This window comes from Neorhizobium tunisiense (genome assembly GCF_039631515.1).
Classification (GTDB): Bacteria; Pseudomonadota; Alphaproteobacteria; order Rhizobiales; family Rhizobiaceae; genus Neorhizobium.
On the sequence record NZ_JBDIUU010000008.1, the window covers coordinates 220,443 to 235,570 of the forward strand.

Genomic DNA, 15,128 nt, shown 5'->3' on the forward strand with positions numbered 1-15,128 from the left:
TCTCCCTAGAGTCCAGGTGCGGCGCGGCCATAAAGGCCGTTCGGACGCACCAGCAGAATGAGCGCCATCAGCGCGAACATGACGATCGTCGCCATTTCCGGGGCAAAGAGCGATGTCATGCTGACCGAGACGCCGACGATGAGGCCGGCGATGACGGCGCCGGGAAGCGAGCCCATGCCGCCGATGACCGTCACCACGAAGGCCTCGGCCAGCACCAGGGTGCCCATTTCCGGGCTGACATTGCGCATCGGAGCAGCAAGCACTCCGCCGAGTGCGGTGATGCCGACCCCGATCCCGAACACGACCAGCCACAATCTGCTGATATCGACGCCCAATACGCGCATGATCAGCGGATCGGCGGAACCTGCCCTGACGATCAGGCCGAATTTCGTCTTTTCCAGACCGATCCACAGCAGCAACAGGACGGCGACAACCACGCCGATGACGAACAGCCGGTAGAGCGGAAAAAAGCCGATACCAAGGTTCACCACGCCGCGCAGGGCTGCCGGCGTCGAGAACGGAATGCCGTCGGTGCCGAAAAATATCCGTACCGCCTCGACCAGCACGTAACCGAGGCCGAACGTCAGAAGCAGCGGATCGTCCGGCGAGCGGCCATAGAGTGGACGGATGAGGAAACGCTCGATCAGCATGCCGAACAGGCCGATCATGACCGGCGCGATCAGGAGGGCCCACCAGAAGCTCCCCGTCAGGCCGGCCACGTAGAGCCCCGCATAGGCTCCCACCATGAACAGCGCACCATGCGCGAAGTTCACGATGCCGAGCATGCCGAAGATGATCGACAGGCCGAGCGCAACCATGATCAGGACGGCGCCCAGCGCGAGACCCGAAAACAGCTGCATTGCAATCAGTTGGACAGTCATGACCTCATCCGTCCCAGGGTATCAGCTCTTGAAGCCGAGTTCGGAGCAGGTTCGCAGAACGCTCTCCGATGCAGGTTCCGCGGCGACGATCTTGAAGAGATCGGCATCCGATTTCATCGCCTTCTTCGCCTTGGATTCCAGGACGAGTACCGACTGCATCGACTGGTGGTCGCACTTGCGGTAGGACTGCTCTCCCTTGGCGATATCATATTTCAGCGCTTCCAGAGCCGCGATGACCTTCTGTGGCTCCGTCCCGCCCGCCTTTTCGATGGCCATCAACAGGGAAGCGACGCCGGTATAGCCGTAGGCTCCGTAGTCGGTCGGGATCGTGCCCTTGTACATGGCTCTGAAGGCGTCGTTGAACGCCTTTGCGGAAGGCACCGTTTCTTCCAGACCCCAGTAATAGTTCGCACCGCCGATGACACCTTCGAAGACTTCGGGATCGACTGCAAGCCGCTGGTTGTGCAGCAGCACCGGCACGACGATCTTCATCTGGTCTTTCACGCCGAAATCCACCGCCTGCTTGATGGAATTGGCCTGGTCGCGGCCGAAATTGCAGATACAGAGGATGTCTGCGCCTGATGCCAGGATGGTCGGGATGAAGGTCGAATAGTCCGCCGCGCCGAACGGGTGCAGGATTTCGCTGACTGTCTGCGCACCGATTTCCTTGGCCGCCCGCTTGAAACCGCGCAGCATCTCGTGACCGTAGGCATAGTCGGCAACAAGGTAGGCGACCTTCGAACCCTTCTTGAAACTGTGCTTGGCGACGACCGCGGTCGTCATCGTCGGATTGAGCGCCTCATGGAACGTGTAAGGGCTGAAATCCTTGATCTCGTTGATGGTGTCCGACTGGCTGATCGAGATGTACAGCATGCTGCGGGCGCGGGTCACCTCGTTGACCGCAAGCTGCACGGCGCTCGAAAGTGCGCCGACCACCGCATGGACCTTGTCCTTTTCGATCAGTTCGAGCGTGCGGGTGGCAGCTTCGCCGGCATTCAGCTTGTCGTCGCGCACCAGGAGCTCGACCTTGCGGCCTGCAATTCCGCCCTTGTCGTTGGCAAGCTTCACGGCGAGCTGGGCGCTGCGGACCTGGTCGTTGGCCTCAGCGGCGAAGGGGCCGGTCAACGGCGTCGGAAACCCGATGCGGATGGTTTCCGCCTGCGCACGCGCTATCCACGGCATCGAAAGTGTTCCGGCCACACCGGCCAACCCGATAAGGGCTGCACGGCGGGCGATCGGCCTTAAAGCCAGCTTCTCAATTTCGTTTGTCATCCTGTCCTCCTCCTGACATCGGATCGTTATTGCGTTCAGATCGTGCCGAGCGCCCTCAAAATGCGCGTCGGCGTCATCGGTATCTGCGTCAGCACCGCGCCGTGTCCCACAAGCGCGTCGTTGACGGCATTCATCGCGGCAGCGGAAGCCGCCGCCGTCCCCGCTTCGCCGCAGCCCTTTGCACCGAGTTCGGTGTCCCGGGTCGGCGTTTCGACGTGGGAAATCTCGATATCCGGCATCTCGCAGGCCATCGGCACGAGATAGTCGGCAAGCGAACCGTTGGTGAGCTGACCGTCCTCGTTGTAGAGGCATTCCTCGAAAAAGGCCGCCCCCAGCCCCTGCACCACGCCGCCCCGCACCTGTTCGTCGACCAGCAGCGGATTGATGATGCGCCCGCAATCCTCGACCACCCAATGCTTGAGGATCTTCACGAAACCGGTCTCCGCATCCACTTCGACCAGGCAGCCCTGGGCCCCGTTCGTGAATGCGAACGGATAACCCTGCGGCGCATAGTGATGCACGACGGAAAGCTGCGCCTGAGTCCCGGGCGGCAGCGTGTCCGACCGGAAGAAGGCGATGCGCGCGACTTCCGCCAGGCTGAGGCGTTGTCGGCCCGTGACCGCCTCGACGATCCAGTCCGCGCGGATATCAAGCTCGCCCTGTTGCGCCTGCAGGATGAGGCCTGCAACGGCGAGCAGATTTGCCTTCAGCTTGCGCGCCGCCTGCAGTGCCGTTTCGCCACCGATGCCCGCCCCCCGGCAGGCCCAGGTGGCGCCACCGTGGGGCGTCGTATCGGTATCGCCGGTCATCACCCGCACTTTTTCACGATCGATGCCGAGCTGGTCCGCGACGATCTGACCGATGATGGTCTCCGTCCCCTGCCCCTGTTCGGTCACGGAAATCGAACAATGGACCTCACCGGACGGCGTGAGCTTGAGGATGGCTCCGTCCTGCGCGGAAATCCGCGCGCCACCGACACCGTAAAAAGCCGGGCTCGGATTGGTGATCTCTACGAAAAGGGCGATGCCGATGCCGCGCAGGATACCTTTTTCCCGCAGACCTGCCTGCTCCGCACGAAGAGCGTCATAATTCATGATCGACTTCAGCCGCGCGAGACAGACCTCGTGGGAGAGCTTTTCGAACTGGTATCCGGTCGGCGATGTGCGGGGATAGCTGTTGTCCGGAATGAGATTGCGTTCGCGGATTTCGAACGGATCGAGCCCCAGTTCGCGCGCCGCGGCATCGACCAGGCATTCCGTCACGGCACAGGCAATCGGGTGCCCGACGGCGCGATACTGGCTGGTCTGCACCTTGTTCTGGAACACGACCGAAAGATTGGCGCGATAGGACGAGAAGTCATAAGGGGCGCCCATCAGGCGGATGACCTGGTTTCCCTCGACCGCGCTGGTGCGCGGATAGCTCGAAAAGGCGCCGATCGCGGTTACGTCGTCCACATCCATAGCCGTGATGCGACCCTCCCTGTCGAGGGCAAGACGCCCGGTTACCCGGTGGTCGCGGGCATGGATATCCGACACGAAGGATTCCATCCGGTCGGCGACGTATTTGATGGGGCGACCGAGCAGGATCGACGCGCCGACGACCGCCATCTCCTCGTGATAGACATGCAGTTTCATTCCGAACGAACCGCCGATATCCGGCGCGATGACGCGGACGTTGGCTTCCGGAATGCCGTAGTGGCGGGAATAGACATCCTGGAACTGATAGGGCGTCTGGGTCGCGTGATGGGCAGTCAGCCGGTTCTCGCTCGGATCATAATCGGCAACGATCGCGCGCGGTTCGAGAGTCACCGCCGTGTGCCGGCCGAAAATGAAGCTCTGCTCGACCGTCGTGTCCGCAACCCCGAATGCCTCCTCGACGCCGCCGCTGTCGAGCGTCGTCGCAAAGCAGATATTGTCGGCGAACTCGTTCGAAATCGCCGCGGCAGACATGGCCTCGACCGGATCCGCCAGCGCCGGAAGCTCCTCGATATCGACGATCACCAGCTCGGCGGCATCTTCGGCGATTGCCCTGCTGTCGGCGACGATGAGAACGACCGGCTGCCCCGACCACATCACCTTTTCAAGAGGTAGCGGCACTTGCGGCGGAGACTTCATATTGGTGAAATGCTCGAGCGTGCCGGTCCAGGGCGCGCAGATCGATGCCAGGTCCTCGCCGGTAAAAACCGCGCGAACGCCGGAGAGGGCCTTTGCCTCCTCGATATCGATCGAAACAATTTTTCCATGCGCATAAGGACTGCGGACGAAAGCCGCATGCAGCATGCGCGGCAGCACGAGATCGGTCACATACCGCCCCCGGCCCTCGAGCAGGCGCTTGGCATTCGGTCGCGATACCGAGCGGCCGATATAGGAGTTAGGCCTGTCGATGGAGCCGGCGAACGCGTTCATGCCTTCTCCTCCGCCCTATGCTGCCGACGCTGTCTCGCCGTCGTTTCGATCGCATCGACGATCGATTCATAACCGGTACAGCGGCAATAGTTTCCGGAGAGCGCGTCACGGATACCGTCGCGATCGGGCTCATCGCCGGAAGCCAGAATCCCGTAGGCACTCACCAGCATGCCCGGAGTGCAGAAGCCGCATTGCAACGCATTGCGCTCGTGAAACACCTTCTGGAGATCGTCGATCGCTCTGCGAAGGGTCAGGCCCTCGACCGTCTCGACGGCGCAGCCATCGGCCTGCACCGCAAACATCAGGCAGGCATGCACCGGTCGGTCGTCCAGCAAGACCAGGCAGGCGCCGCAGACACCCATTTCGCAGCCCGTATGGGTGCCGGTGAGCTGGATGTCCTGCCGCAGGAAATCGGCCAGCGTGGTGCGCGGCGCAACCAGCGCCTCGATTGTCTCGCCGTTCACGGCCAGCGAAATCGCCACCTTGCCGCTCATACATTCGCCTCCAGCCGACCAAGCAGCCTTCCGAGCAGCACCCTTGCAAGATGCCGGCGCATCTCAGAAGGCGTGTGCTCGTCACCGGCCGGATCAAGCTCCGTGCCGAGCACGTCCTGTGCCTGCCGGATCGCCTCCGGCGTCAACTGTCGCCCGGTCAGCGTGGCTTCGACCGCACGCGCCCTGACCGGCGTCGAGCCCACCGAAAGGAAGGCTATTCTGATGCGTTCGACAAAACCGCCCTGCATCTGCGCATCGATGCCTGCCCCGACGATCGCATAATCGCCGCGCCGGCGGGCCAATTCGTCGAAGGCTGTCCGGGTTTTGGCGGTGGCCAGGGGTACGTATACCGCTGTGATAAGCTCGCCGGGCCGAAGCGCCGTTTCATAGAGATCGATGAAGAAATCGCCTGCACCGACGCGGCGACTGCCTTCAACTGAGGCAATTTCAATGATCGCATCGAGCGCCAGCGCCATGGCGGGAAATTCCGATGCGGGATCGGCAAGCGCCAGGCTGCCGCCGAATGTGCCCTTGTTGCGGATCGCCGGGTGCGCCACGAAAGGAGCCGCCTTTGCAAGCAACGGCGCATGTTCCCGCACGAGGTCCGAGCCCAGAATTTCGCAGTGCCGGGTGGTTGCGCCGATGCGCAGATGACCGCCGGCGATGGAAAGACCGCGCAGTTCGTCCAGGCGAGCGATATCGATGAGAAGGCCGGGGGCTTGCAGCCGAAGCGCGATCGCCGGGACGAGGCTCTGCCCTCCCGCAATATAGCTCGCATCGCCATCCGCACCGACGAAAGCTTCCAATGCTTCCTGCACGCATTTCGGACGCATGTAATCGAAAGCTCTCGCCTTCACCGGCTCCTCCCACGTGGCCCTCCGGATTTGTGACCATCTGGTTACAATATCTCGCAGGCCGACCCGCCGGTCAAGAAAAATAACCAACTGGTCTCAAATAAAATTACCACTTGGTCTTAAACGTCGGGCGCGGTATCGCTATGCGAAACGAGTTACCGGTGACTCGGTGACGGGCGTGGCAGATCGGGGCAGGCATGACGGATCAGCAAAAGAGCCTCGAGCGCAAAGGTGGCGGAGAAAAACCGCGGCGTCCCAAGCAATACATGCGGGCGAACGAGCGCGAACAGTTCATCCTGGAAGAGGCTGTCCGCTTCTTCGCCGAGCACGGCTTCGAGGGCCAGACCCGCGAACTCGCCAAGCGCATCGGCATCACCCATTCAGCGATCTACCGGCATTTTCCCAGCAAGGAAGCCTTGATCGAGCGGGTCTACGAACATGTCTATCTCAGCCGCTGGGACGATAGCTGGGCCGATCTCATCATCGACCGCGGCCGATCACTGGAAAGCCGGCTGACGGAATTCTATCTGCGATATGTGGAGCGCGTCTTCCACTACGACTGGGTCCGGATCTTCGTCTTTTCCGGCCTGAAGACCTTCGACATCACGACGCGCTATCTCGACATCGTGCGCCGGCAGATCGTCGAACCTGCCTGCCTGGAACTCCGCCACGAACTGGGCCTGCCCGGCCCGGACGAGGCACCGCTTTCCGAACGGGAGACCGAATTGTTCTGGGGTCTCCACGGCCGCATCTTCTATCTGGCGATCCGCCGGTTCGTATATGCGACGGCCACCCCGGAACCGCTGGACGACATCGTCCGCGATGGCGTCAGAAGCTTCATGCTCGGCGGACCCGAGGTCGCAAAGGCGATCGTCCGACGAAATCTCGAGCGCGCGCCTACCTGAATTCCGCCATCCACCATGATCCTGGCATCGTCATTGTGTTTCCCTCAATACGCGCCCAGCATGGCGCGGCGGATCTCGTCATGGGCGATCTCGCCGTCCGAGCGCTTGAACTCCCGTTGAATGCTGCCATGGGCCAGCACATAGGCCCGCGACGACACGTCGATCGCCTGGAAGAAACTCTGCTCCGCCATCAGGATCGTCATGTTGCTCTTTTCGCGCAGCTGGGTGATGGCATTCAGCACGTCGCGCACGACGATCGGCGCCAGGCCCACCGAGGGTTCGTCGATGATGATGATCTTCGGCGCCGTCATCAGCGAACGGGCGATCGCCAGCAGCTGCTGCTGCCCGCCGCTCATGGTCGAAGCGATTTGGCGGCGCCGCTCCAGAAGCAGCGGAAAAGTCTCGAAACAATAGGCGAGGTTCTGCTTCATCCGGTCGCGGACCAGCGGATTGCTGCCCGCGAGCTTGAGATTGTCTTCGACCGAAATGTTCGGCACGAGGCGGCGTCCTTCCGGGACGATCGACAGGCCGAGCCGGACGATCTCGTGCGGCTGGAGTTTCGTGAGGTCCGTGTTCTTGCCGTTCCATTCGAGCACGATCCGCCCCGCGCTTGCCCGCACGAAACCAAGGATGCAGTTGAGCAGCGTGCTCTTGCCGTTGCCGTTCATGCCAAGCAGCGCCACCATCTCGCTCTCGTTCAGTTCCAGCGAGACCTTTCGCAGGACCGAGACGGCGCCGTAACCGGCCGACAGGTTTTCGATAATCAGCCTATTCACCGAAATACACCTTCTGAACGAGCGGATTTTCGGCGATCTCGGACGAGGTTCCGGCAGCGATCAGGCGGCCGGTCTCGAAGCAGACGACCCGTTGCGAGAAGCGCATCACTGCATGCATGATATGCTCGATCATGATCACCGCGACTCCTGACCGGTTGAGCGCAAGCAAAATCGCCAGCACTTCGTCGATCTCTTCCTCCGACAAGCCCGCCATCGCCTCGTCGGCGATAAGGACCTTCGGGTTGCCGACAAGCGCGCGGGCCAGTTCCAGCTTGCGCAATTCGAGTTGGGTGAGCTTCTCGGACGGATCAGAGCTGCGGCCCGACAGCCCGACGCTCGCAAGCACCGCTCTTGCCCGCTCCTGCTTGCTGCCCTCGACATGGCAGTAATCGAGGGGGACGAGGAGGTTTTCAAACACGGTCATGCCAGTGAACGGCCGCGGGATTTGAAAACTGCGGGCGATGCCCATCCGGGCTCGCTTGTGGGCTTGAAGATGCGAGATATCCCGGCCTTCGAAATATACCGACCCCTTGTCAGGCTGGTAGACGCCGGTGATGCAGTTGATGAGCGTCGTCTTGCCGGAACCGTTCGGACCGATGATGCCGAGCCGTTCGCCGGCGCCGACAACAAGATCGACGGGACCGAGCGCGCGGAACGATCCGAACAGTTTTTCGACGCCCTTGAGGGAGAGAACCGGTTCCGTCACGATCTGGCCCTCCCTTTATTGCGGCCGAAGAGATCGGAAATCCCGCCCGGAGCAAAAGCCACGAAGGCGATCAGCACCGCGCCGACGAAAAGAATGTTGAGTTCGGAGGATATGGTGACCGTGGCGATCTGCTGCACCGAGGCGAGCAGAAGAGCGCCGATCACCGGACCGACCCAGGTTCGGGTGCCGCCGATCAGCGGCATGGCGATGGCGTTCAGACCGATGATCAGGCTGAAGGCGGTGACCGGCTCGACGAAGGACGTGTAGAACGGATATGGCGCACCGGCCGCGGCAAGCACCGCACCGCTCAGGGCACAGGCGACCAGCTTGAGGCGAAGCGTCGGCACGCCCGAGCATTCCGCCGCGTCCTCGCTTGCCCGCACGGCCCTCAGGCCGCGGCCGATCCAGGAAATCTCCACCCAGCGGGCGAGTGCGACGCTGACGACCGCGATCACCAGCATGACGGTGAAATTGTATTGCGACGGCCCGGGGCTCCAGGCAGGCGGCCGCGGGCCGTAGACGGCCATGCCGCTCGCCCCGCCGAGACCGGAGATGTTGTGCACGATGGTTTCGAGGACAACGACGAGGCCGAGCGTGGCGATGGCGAAATAGACGCCCTGGATACGCAATGTCAGGTAGCCCATCAGCACGCCGAGAATGGCGCCGACAATCGCGGCAGCCAGGATGCAGAGCGGCAGCGGCAGGCCGAACGTGGTGAACAGGAATGCCGAAAGATAGACGCCGGCGCCGAAGAAACCGGCCGCGCCAAAATTGATATAGCCCGCGTAACCGCCGAGAATGTTCCAGCCGGTGGCGATCGTCACATATTGAAGGACGACATAGCCAGCAAAGAAATAGAACGGGTTCCTGAGCAGCCACGGCATCAGGAAGCCGAGCGCCAGGACTATGACGATACCCGCGAGAAAGACGAGGGAGTTCTTTCTCATCGCGCAGCTCCGAACAGGCCCTGCGGGCGCAGGGCGAGGCCCAGCAGCAGGATCGCAAAGGCGACGCCGGGGGACCAGGAGGGATTGAGGTAGCTGGAGACCAGCGCCTCCGCGATGCCGATAATGATGGCGATCACCAGGCTGCCGGGAATGGACCCCATGCCGGCGAGAACCACGATCGCAAAGACCCGGCCGATCTGGTAGCGCCCGGCAAAGGGCTCGATCGGGCCGACCATGATCAGGGCGGCTCCCGCGATGACGGCGGTCGCGGTGGCGATGCCGAAAGCGTGCCGCTTGACGGAGGCCGGATTGAGGCCCGCGATCGAAAGTGCCCGCTCCTCATGGGCCACCGCGCGGATCGCCGTGCCGGAATTGGTGCGGCTGAGATAAAACCAGACGGCTGCGATCGTCACGGGGGCGAGAAGCGCGGGGATCAGCAGCCGGTAGGGAACGGTGAGGACGCCGAGCTTGAGGCTCGAGCCGATATAGGAAACGCTGACCGACTTGAGCTCGGAACCGAAGCCGAGCGACAACAGGATCTCGATCACCAGCGACAGGCCGAAGAACAGCGTCAGGCTCTGCAGCACATTGGCGCCGCCCTTGCGTTCGAAGACAGCCGAGTAGAAGGCGTAGAGCACGACCCCGAGAAGATAGAAGGGGACGAGGCCGATCACCGCCGCAACGATCGGATCGAGGCCCCATTGGGCAAGCGTGTAGACGAAGAAGGCGCCGGCGACGACAAGCGTCGGGTGGGCGATATTGGGGATGTGGAGAATGCCGAAGGTGATCCCGAGCCCGAGGGCGAGCGATGCATAAACGCTGCCCAGCAGAATGCCCGTCACGATGGCGTTCAGCAGAATGTCGATCGATAGCATGTACAGGGTCCTTGAGCCGGCATCTCGCCGGCTCTCTGGATCGGTTGAGGGATTAGCTGGCGCGCGCCTTGTTGTAGGGTCCGGCGAGATCGCCTGTCTTCAGGGACGGCGGGTCGAGAATGACCTGATGGCCCGGATTGCGGAACTGTTCGAGATCGTTGCCCTTGATGCCGCGCAACTGCACCATCAGGACGCGGCGTTCCTTCCAGTCGCCGATCTCGTTGAAGGCGATCTTGCCGGCGATCGTATCGACGCTGTTGGCATGCAGGAAGGCCGCCATCTTGGCCGGATCGACCGACTTCGAACCGGTGATCGCGGCCGCCGCCAGCTGGCCGGCGACATAATAGAAGGGCGGAATGTAAAAACCGAGCGGATCGACACCCTGCTTGACGGCAATCGGCGTGTACCGGTCGAAAAAGCTCTTGATCGCCGGTGTCTGCATGGTCGGCTCCGGAACGAAGGTATGCGAGTTCACGAGCCCGTTGAGTTCGGGACCGAGCGAACCGAGCAGCGCCCCGTATTGCGGGCCGATCATGGCGCCGCCGAAGAGTTTCACCTTGTCGGAAATGCCGATTTCCTTGACGCCGCGGATGATCGCCGTGCTGTCGGCGGGATAGGAGGCAATGAAGATCGCCTCCGGATCCCCCGCATTGATATTGCGGATCATCGAGGAGAAGTCGGACGTGTTCGGCGGGTAGCTCTGATTGAACACGATCTCCATGCCGTATTCCTTGGCGACTTCCGCGCCGCCCTTGGCGGCGTTTTTCGAAAATTCCAGATCGGCATTGATGATGGCGATCTTCTTGACCCCTTGCGCCTTGGCAAGGTCGAAGAAGCCGCGGGCCCAATCTCGGCCGGAGTTCGGTCCCCATGGGCCGCTGTGGAAGAACTTGTCGTGCTTGGCGACATCGTTGCCGGCAAGGCCGAACATGCCGATCATGAACAGGTCGCGCTGCTTGATGAAGGGCATGACCGGCGCGGAAAGATTGGCGCCGTAGGGCGAGAACAACACGTCGCAGGCGTCCACATCGACGAGCTTCGAATAGATCGCCGGCACGTTGGCGGCACTGCTCTGGTCGTCGTAGATGACCAGTTCGACCTTGCGGCCGAGAAGGCCGCCTGCCGCATTGACATCGTCTCGCCAGAGCTCGTAACCGATCTGGCCGTTCTTGGTGCTCGCAAGCGGACCGGTGAGCGACACGCTGGCGCCAACCCGGATCGGCTTGTCCTGCGCGAATACCTTGCTGCCCAGGATTGCAGGCGCGGCAAGACCCGCAGCCGTTACCGCCATGAGCTTGTGAAACTGACGCCTTGTCTTCATAGCTTTTCCCTCCCAAGAAAATTCGCTAGCAGAATAAATATTCGCATAACGATAGGCAGCAGGTCTTGCGCTTGTCAATCCCGTGTGCGAACGAAATGCCGTACAGCAGGAGAATTTCCGATGATTGACAGCAATTCGCCCGAGTTCGTCGAGGCGTTGGCACGAGGATTGTCGGTTCTGGAGGCTTTTGACGCCAAGGACCCGGAAATGACGCTGGCCGAGCTTTCCCGCAAGGTCGGCATGTCGATCGCCACCGTCCGGCGCAATGTCCTGACGCTCGAGGCGCTCGGTTTCATCCGCCGGCACAACAAGCATTTTCTCCTCGCTCCCCGCATCCTCACCCTCGGTTCCGCCTACCTGAACGCCTTCAATGTCGAAGAAGCGGTCACTCCCGAACTGCACCGGATCACCTCGCTTTTCGGCGATGCCGCCAACATGGCCGTGCTCGACGGCACGAACGTGCTCTACATTGCCCATCTTTCCGAAAGCCGCGGCGTAAGGCGCAATGCCAGCCTCGGCGTCACCTATCCGGCCTACGCGACCTCGATGGGCCGGGTGTTGATGGCAGCTCTTGCGGAAGAGGAGATGGACCGGTTTTTTGAGGCCTATACGCCGGTGAAGCTGACGGACTACACGGTGACCGACGAGGCCGAACTCCGCGAAATCCTGGTTGAGACCCGCGCCAAGGGCTATTCGATCACCGTCGACCAGCTCGATTACGGCATCACGGCGCTCGCCGTCCCGGTCAAGGACAATACCGGACGGGTCGTCTGTGCGATCAACAGCTCTGGCTACACGCCACGGCTGACGCCGGAGGAACTGGTCGAGCAGCGCCTTCCGGAACTGCGGCTTGCGGCCAACCGGCTCTCGCAGCTGTTCAGCCGTTTCCCCGCCCTCGTGCATTCACTGGCGCCGGCGAACCCCGCCACCCGCTGATCCACGTTGCCTTCCTAAATTTTCGCGAGCCTCCGCGACAGGGCTTGACACTTCGCGTCATCGAAATTCATTATACGAATATAAATTCGCCAAGCGAATAATTTTGAGACTGGCACGGGAGGTATTTCATGGCGCGATTGAAAGTCGCCGTCATCGTCGGCAGCGCGCGGCAAGCGTCGCTGAACAGGCTGCTGGCCCTTGCTCTGACGAAGCTCGCGAAAGCCGACATGGAATTCGAATGGGTGACGATCCGTGATCTGCCGATCTTCGACCAGGAAATTCTGGATGCAGGCACTCCCCCGCAGGTCGAACGGCTGAAAGCCGAGATCAGGCGAGCCGATGCGCTGCTTTTCGTGACACCGGAGCACAACCGCTCGATCTCGGCGATGCTGAAGAACGCCATCGACTGGGGATCGAGACCGAGGGATAGCAGCGTCTGGGCCGGCAAGCCTGCGGCGATCACCGGCGCCTCCTACGGCCGGATCGGCACCGCGGCGGCACAGCAGCACCTGCGCGCCATTCTCGGCTGCCTCGACGTTGCCGTGATGGGGCTGCCGGAAGCTTTCATCCATCTCACGCCTGGGCTGATCACCCCGGAAGGCGACGTGACCAATGAGGAAACCCGTCTCTTCCTGCAGCAGTTCATGGATCAATTCGATCGATGGGCCAGCCGCTTCGCCGACAAGGCGACTGCTGCAGCCTAACCATTCTTCAAGGATATCAGCATGAAAATCGGCAAGCAATCGGCGCCATACCAGGCGATCTGCACATCCAACCCGGAAACGATCATCGTCCGCGGCCACGACCTCGTGGACAATCTCATCGGCTCGATTTCCTTCACGGAATATACCTGGTTGCTGGTCGCCGGATCGCTGCCGAACGAGAAACAGCGCCGCATGCTCGACGCGACGCTGGTGGCGATCGCCGAACATGGCCTGGTGCCGAGCGTGCAGGCGGCGCGGATGACGCTCGCCGCCTCCCCGGAAGCGGTTCAGGGCGCTGTCGCCGCCGGCCTTCTCGGCTGCGGTTCGGTCATTCTCGGAGCCTCCGAGACGTCAGGTGCCTTCTTCCGCGATATCCGCGAAGAGGCGGAGGCGAGCGGCAGTTCGGTGGAGGCAGCTGCCGAAAAGCTGTTGCGCGCCTGCAAGGAACAGAAGAAGCCGGTGCCCGGTTACGGTCATCCCCTTCACAAGGGGCATGACCCGCGCGCCGAACGCCTGCTCGCGATAGCCCGCGAACTCGGCGTCGCCGGCGTTCATTGCGAGATCGCCAAGACGGTCGAAAGGCTCATCCCCGAGATCATCGGCAAGCGGCTGGTCATGAACGTGTCGAGCGCCATTCCCTGTGTGCTGCTCGATGCCGGTTACCCGCTGCTCGCCCTGAAGGGCGTGCCGCTTCTTGCCCGCACCGCCGGACTGATCGGCCACCTGCTCGAAGAACAGACAAGGCCGATCGGCTTCATCATGTCCGCCGCCGCTGCCGGCGCCATCGAATACGACGGCCCGGCCCCTGACGGCTTCGTGGCAAACGAGAACTAGGACCCGGACATGCTGAAAGCTTTGGACCAAATCCGCATCGTCGAGCAGGGCACGTTCATTACCGGTCCCTGCGCCGGGATGATGCTCGCCGATCTCGGGGCTGACGTCATCAAGATCGAATCCGCCGGCAACGGCGATCCCTATCGCAGCTTCAAGACCGGTTTCTACAGCGCCCATTTCCAGGCCTATAACCGCAACAAGCGGGCGATCGGGCTGGATCTGAAGAGCGACGCGGACCGCGAAATCTTCTACCAGCTGATTGCCCAGGCCGACGTCTATATCCAGAACTTCCGGCCCGGCGCGGCTGCCCGCATCGGGGCCGATTACGAGACGCTGTCGAAGATCAATCCGAAGCTGATCTACTGCTCGATCAGCGGGTTTGGTCCGGACGGCCCCTATGCGCAGCGGCCGGTCTACGATTCCGTCGCCCAGGCCGTCAGCGGCTTCCTCAGCGTCTCCATCGATCCTGAACAGCCGCGCTTCATCGGCCCGGCGCTCGCCGACGCGATCACCGGCATCTATGCCTCGCTCGGCATTTCGGCGGCGCTGATCGAACGCGGCCGCACCGGCAAGGGCAAGCGTATCGACATTTCCATGATCGAGGCGATGATGCATTTCGCGGTCGAACCGTTCATGGGCTATTTCGCGCTTGGCGAAGAGCCGAGCGGCGTCGATCGCCCCCGCCTGGCGCAGGCCTTCATCGTGCGCTGCAAGGACGACAAGCTGTTCGCCTTCCACCTCTCCTCGCTCGACAAGTTCTGGGATGCACTGGTCGAGGCGATCGAGGGTGAGGCACTTGCCAGGGACGACCGGTTCTCGCAGCGGCTGAAGCGCATCGACAACTACGACGCGCTGAATGCCGAGCTCAACGCGATCTTCGCGACCCGGACCCGGCCGGAATGGGTGGAGCGTTTCTCGAAGTTCGACGTGCCCTTCGCACCGATCAACACGATCCCCGATGTGCTGAACGATCCCCAGGCGCAGCATCTGGAAATGTTCGTGCCGGTCGCCGGCCGTATCGAAGGTGCCGAGCAGACGGTTCGGCCCGCCTATTCCTTCGATGGGGAACACGCAAGGACCGTGAGGGCCGCGCCTGTCGTCAACCAGCACGGAGACGAGATCCGCTCGGCACTGCAAAGCGATCCGGCAGCCTGGCCGGCCCTGGAAACGCAGACGGCGGCTGCGGCGCAGTAAAAATTCAGTCTAATAGACGGGACA

General features: G+C 62.2%; 15 protein-coding genes. 5 read left to right on the forward strand and 10 right to left on the reverse strand.

The window, feature by feature from the left end; translation table 11 throughout:
• Nucleotides 1-5: 5 nt before the first annotated feature.
• From ABCW43_RS22515 to ABCW43_RS22535, 5 genes are read right to left on the reverse strand one after another with little or no spacing between them, the layout of a single operon-like run.
• A complete protein-coding gene (locus ABCW43_RS22515) occupies nucleotides 6-881 on the reverse strand; it encodes a branched-chain amino acid ABC transporter permease (RefSeq protein WP_046610268.1) in 876 nt (291 codons plus the stop codon).
• Between the two features lie 21 nt (nucleotides 882-902).
• Nucleotides 903-2,153: an ABC transporter substrate-binding protein gene (locus tag ABCW43_RS22520; RefSeq protein WP_345928583.1), complete on the reverse strand. Its 1,251-nt coding sequence runs from the start codon at nucleotides 2,151-2,153 to the stop codon at nucleotides 903-905.
• 35 nt (nucleotides 2,154-2,188) lie between these two features.
• Nucleotides 2,189-4,558, reverse strand: coding sequence for a xanthine dehydrogenase family protein molybdopterin-binding subunit (locus ABCW43_RS22525; protein ID WP_345928584.1), 2,370 nt, complete (start codon nucleotides 4,556-4,558; stop codon nucleotides 2,189-2,191).
• Nucleotides 4,555-5,052 (reverse strand): (2Fe-2S)-binding protein, encoded by a 498-nt coding sequence (locus ABCW43_RS22530; RefSeq protein WP_345928586.1) that lies wholly within the window; start codon nucleotides 5,050-5,052, stop codon nucleotides 4,555-4,557. The genes ABCW43_RS22525 and ABCW43_RS22530 overlap by 4 nt, the downstream gene beginning before the upstream one ends.
• Nucleotides 5,049-5,909, reverse strand: a complete 861-nt coding sequence (locus ABCW43_RS22535; RefSeq protein ID WP_345928587.1) for an FAD binding domain-containing protein — start codon at nucleotides 5,907-5,909, stop codon at nucleotides 5,049-5,051. Before ABCW43_RS22535 ends, ABCW43_RS22530 begins: the two co-directional genes overlap by 4 nt.
• 263 nt (nucleotides 5,910-6,172) lie before the next feature.
• Here ABCW43_RS22535 and ABCW43_RS22540 point away from each other — a divergent pair, with 263 nt between their 5' ends.
• On the forward strand, nucleotides 6,173-6,811 hold the full coding sequence (locus tag ABCW43_RS22540; RefSeq protein ID WP_345928766.1) for a TetR/AcrR family transcriptional regulator: 639 nt from the start codon (nucleotides 6,173-6,175) through the stop codon (nucleotides 6,809-6,811).
• 44 nt (nucleotides 6,812-6,855) lie between these two features.
• Here the strand turns inward: ABCW43_RS22540 and ABCW43_RS22545 are convergent, their stop codons facing one another.
• From ABCW43_RS22545 to ABCW43_RS22565, 5 genes are read right to left on the reverse strand one after another with little or no spacing between them, the layout of a single operon-like run.
• Complete coding sequence (locus tag ABCW43_RS22545) at nucleotides 6,856-7,587, reverse strand: ABC transporter ATP-binding protein (protein WP_345928589.1); 732 nt, start codon at nucleotides 7,585-7,587, stop codon at nucleotides 6,856-6,858.
• Nucleotides 7,580-8,293: an ABC transporter ATP-binding protein gene (locus ABCW43_RS22550; RefSeq protein WP_345928591.1), complete on the reverse strand. Its 714-nt coding sequence runs from the start codon at nucleotides 8,291-8,293 to the stop codon at nucleotides 7,580-7,582. The genes ABCW43_RS22545 and ABCW43_RS22550 overlap by 8 nt, the downstream gene beginning before the upstream one ends.
• Nucleotides 8,290-9,240, reverse strand: a complete 951-nt coding sequence (locus tag ABCW43_RS22555; protein WP_345928593.1) for a branched-chain amino acid ABC transporter permease — start codon at nucleotides 9,238-9,240, stop codon at nucleotides 8,290-8,292. The genes ABCW43_RS22550 and ABCW43_RS22555 overlap by 4 nt, the downstream gene beginning before the upstream one ends.
• Nucleotides 9,237-10,115: a branched-chain amino acid ABC transporter permease gene (locus ABCW43_RS22560; RefSeq protein ID WP_345928595.1), complete on the reverse strand. Its 879-nt coding sequence runs from the start codon at nucleotides 10,113-10,115 to the stop codon at nucleotides 9,237-9,239. The genes ABCW43_RS22555 and ABCW43_RS22560 overlap by 4 nt, the downstream gene beginning before the upstream one ends.
• Nucleotides 10,116-10,167: 52 nt before the next feature.
• Nucleotides 10,168-11,436 (reverse strand): amino acid ABC transporter substrate-binding protein, encoded by a 1,269-nt coding sequence (locus ABCW43_RS22565; RefSeq protein ID WP_345928597.1) that lies wholly within the window; start codon nucleotides 11,434-11,436, stop codon nucleotides 10,168-10,170.
• Between the two features lie 120 nt (nucleotides 11,437-11,556).
• Between ABCW43_RS22565 and ABCW43_RS22570 the strand changes: the two genes are divergently transcribed.
• From ABCW43_RS22570 to ABCW43_RS22585, 4 genes are all read left to right on the forward strand, one after another.
• Nucleotides 11,557-12,372 (forward strand): IclR family transcriptional regulator domain-containing protein, encoded by an 816-nt coding sequence (locus ABCW43_RS22570; protein ID WP_345928599.1) that lies wholly within the window; start codon nucleotides 11,557-11,559, stop codon nucleotides 12,370-12,372.
• A gap of 128 nt (nucleotides 12,373-12,500) precedes the next feature.
• Nucleotides 12,501-13,076, forward strand: a complete 576-nt coding sequence (locus ABCW43_RS22575; RefSeq protein WP_345928601.1) for an NADPH-dependent FMN reductase — start codon at nucleotides 12,501-12,503, stop codon at nucleotides 13,074-13,076.
• A 21-nt stretch (nucleotides 13,077-13,097) separates the two neighbouring features.
• Nucleotides 13,098-13,910, forward strand: a complete 813-nt coding sequence (locus tag ABCW43_RS22580) for a citryl-CoA lyase (protein ID WP_345928603.1) — start codon at nucleotides 13,098-13,100, stop codon at nucleotides 13,908-13,910.
• Between the two features lie 9 nt (nucleotides 13,911-13,919).
• Entirely contained in the window at nucleotides 13,920-15,104 is a 1,185-nt protein-coding gene (locus ABCW43_RS22585; RefSeq protein ID WP_345928605.1) for a CaiB/BaiF CoA transferase family protein, read from the forward strand.
• Nucleotides 15,105-15,128 lie beyond the last annotated feature (24 nt).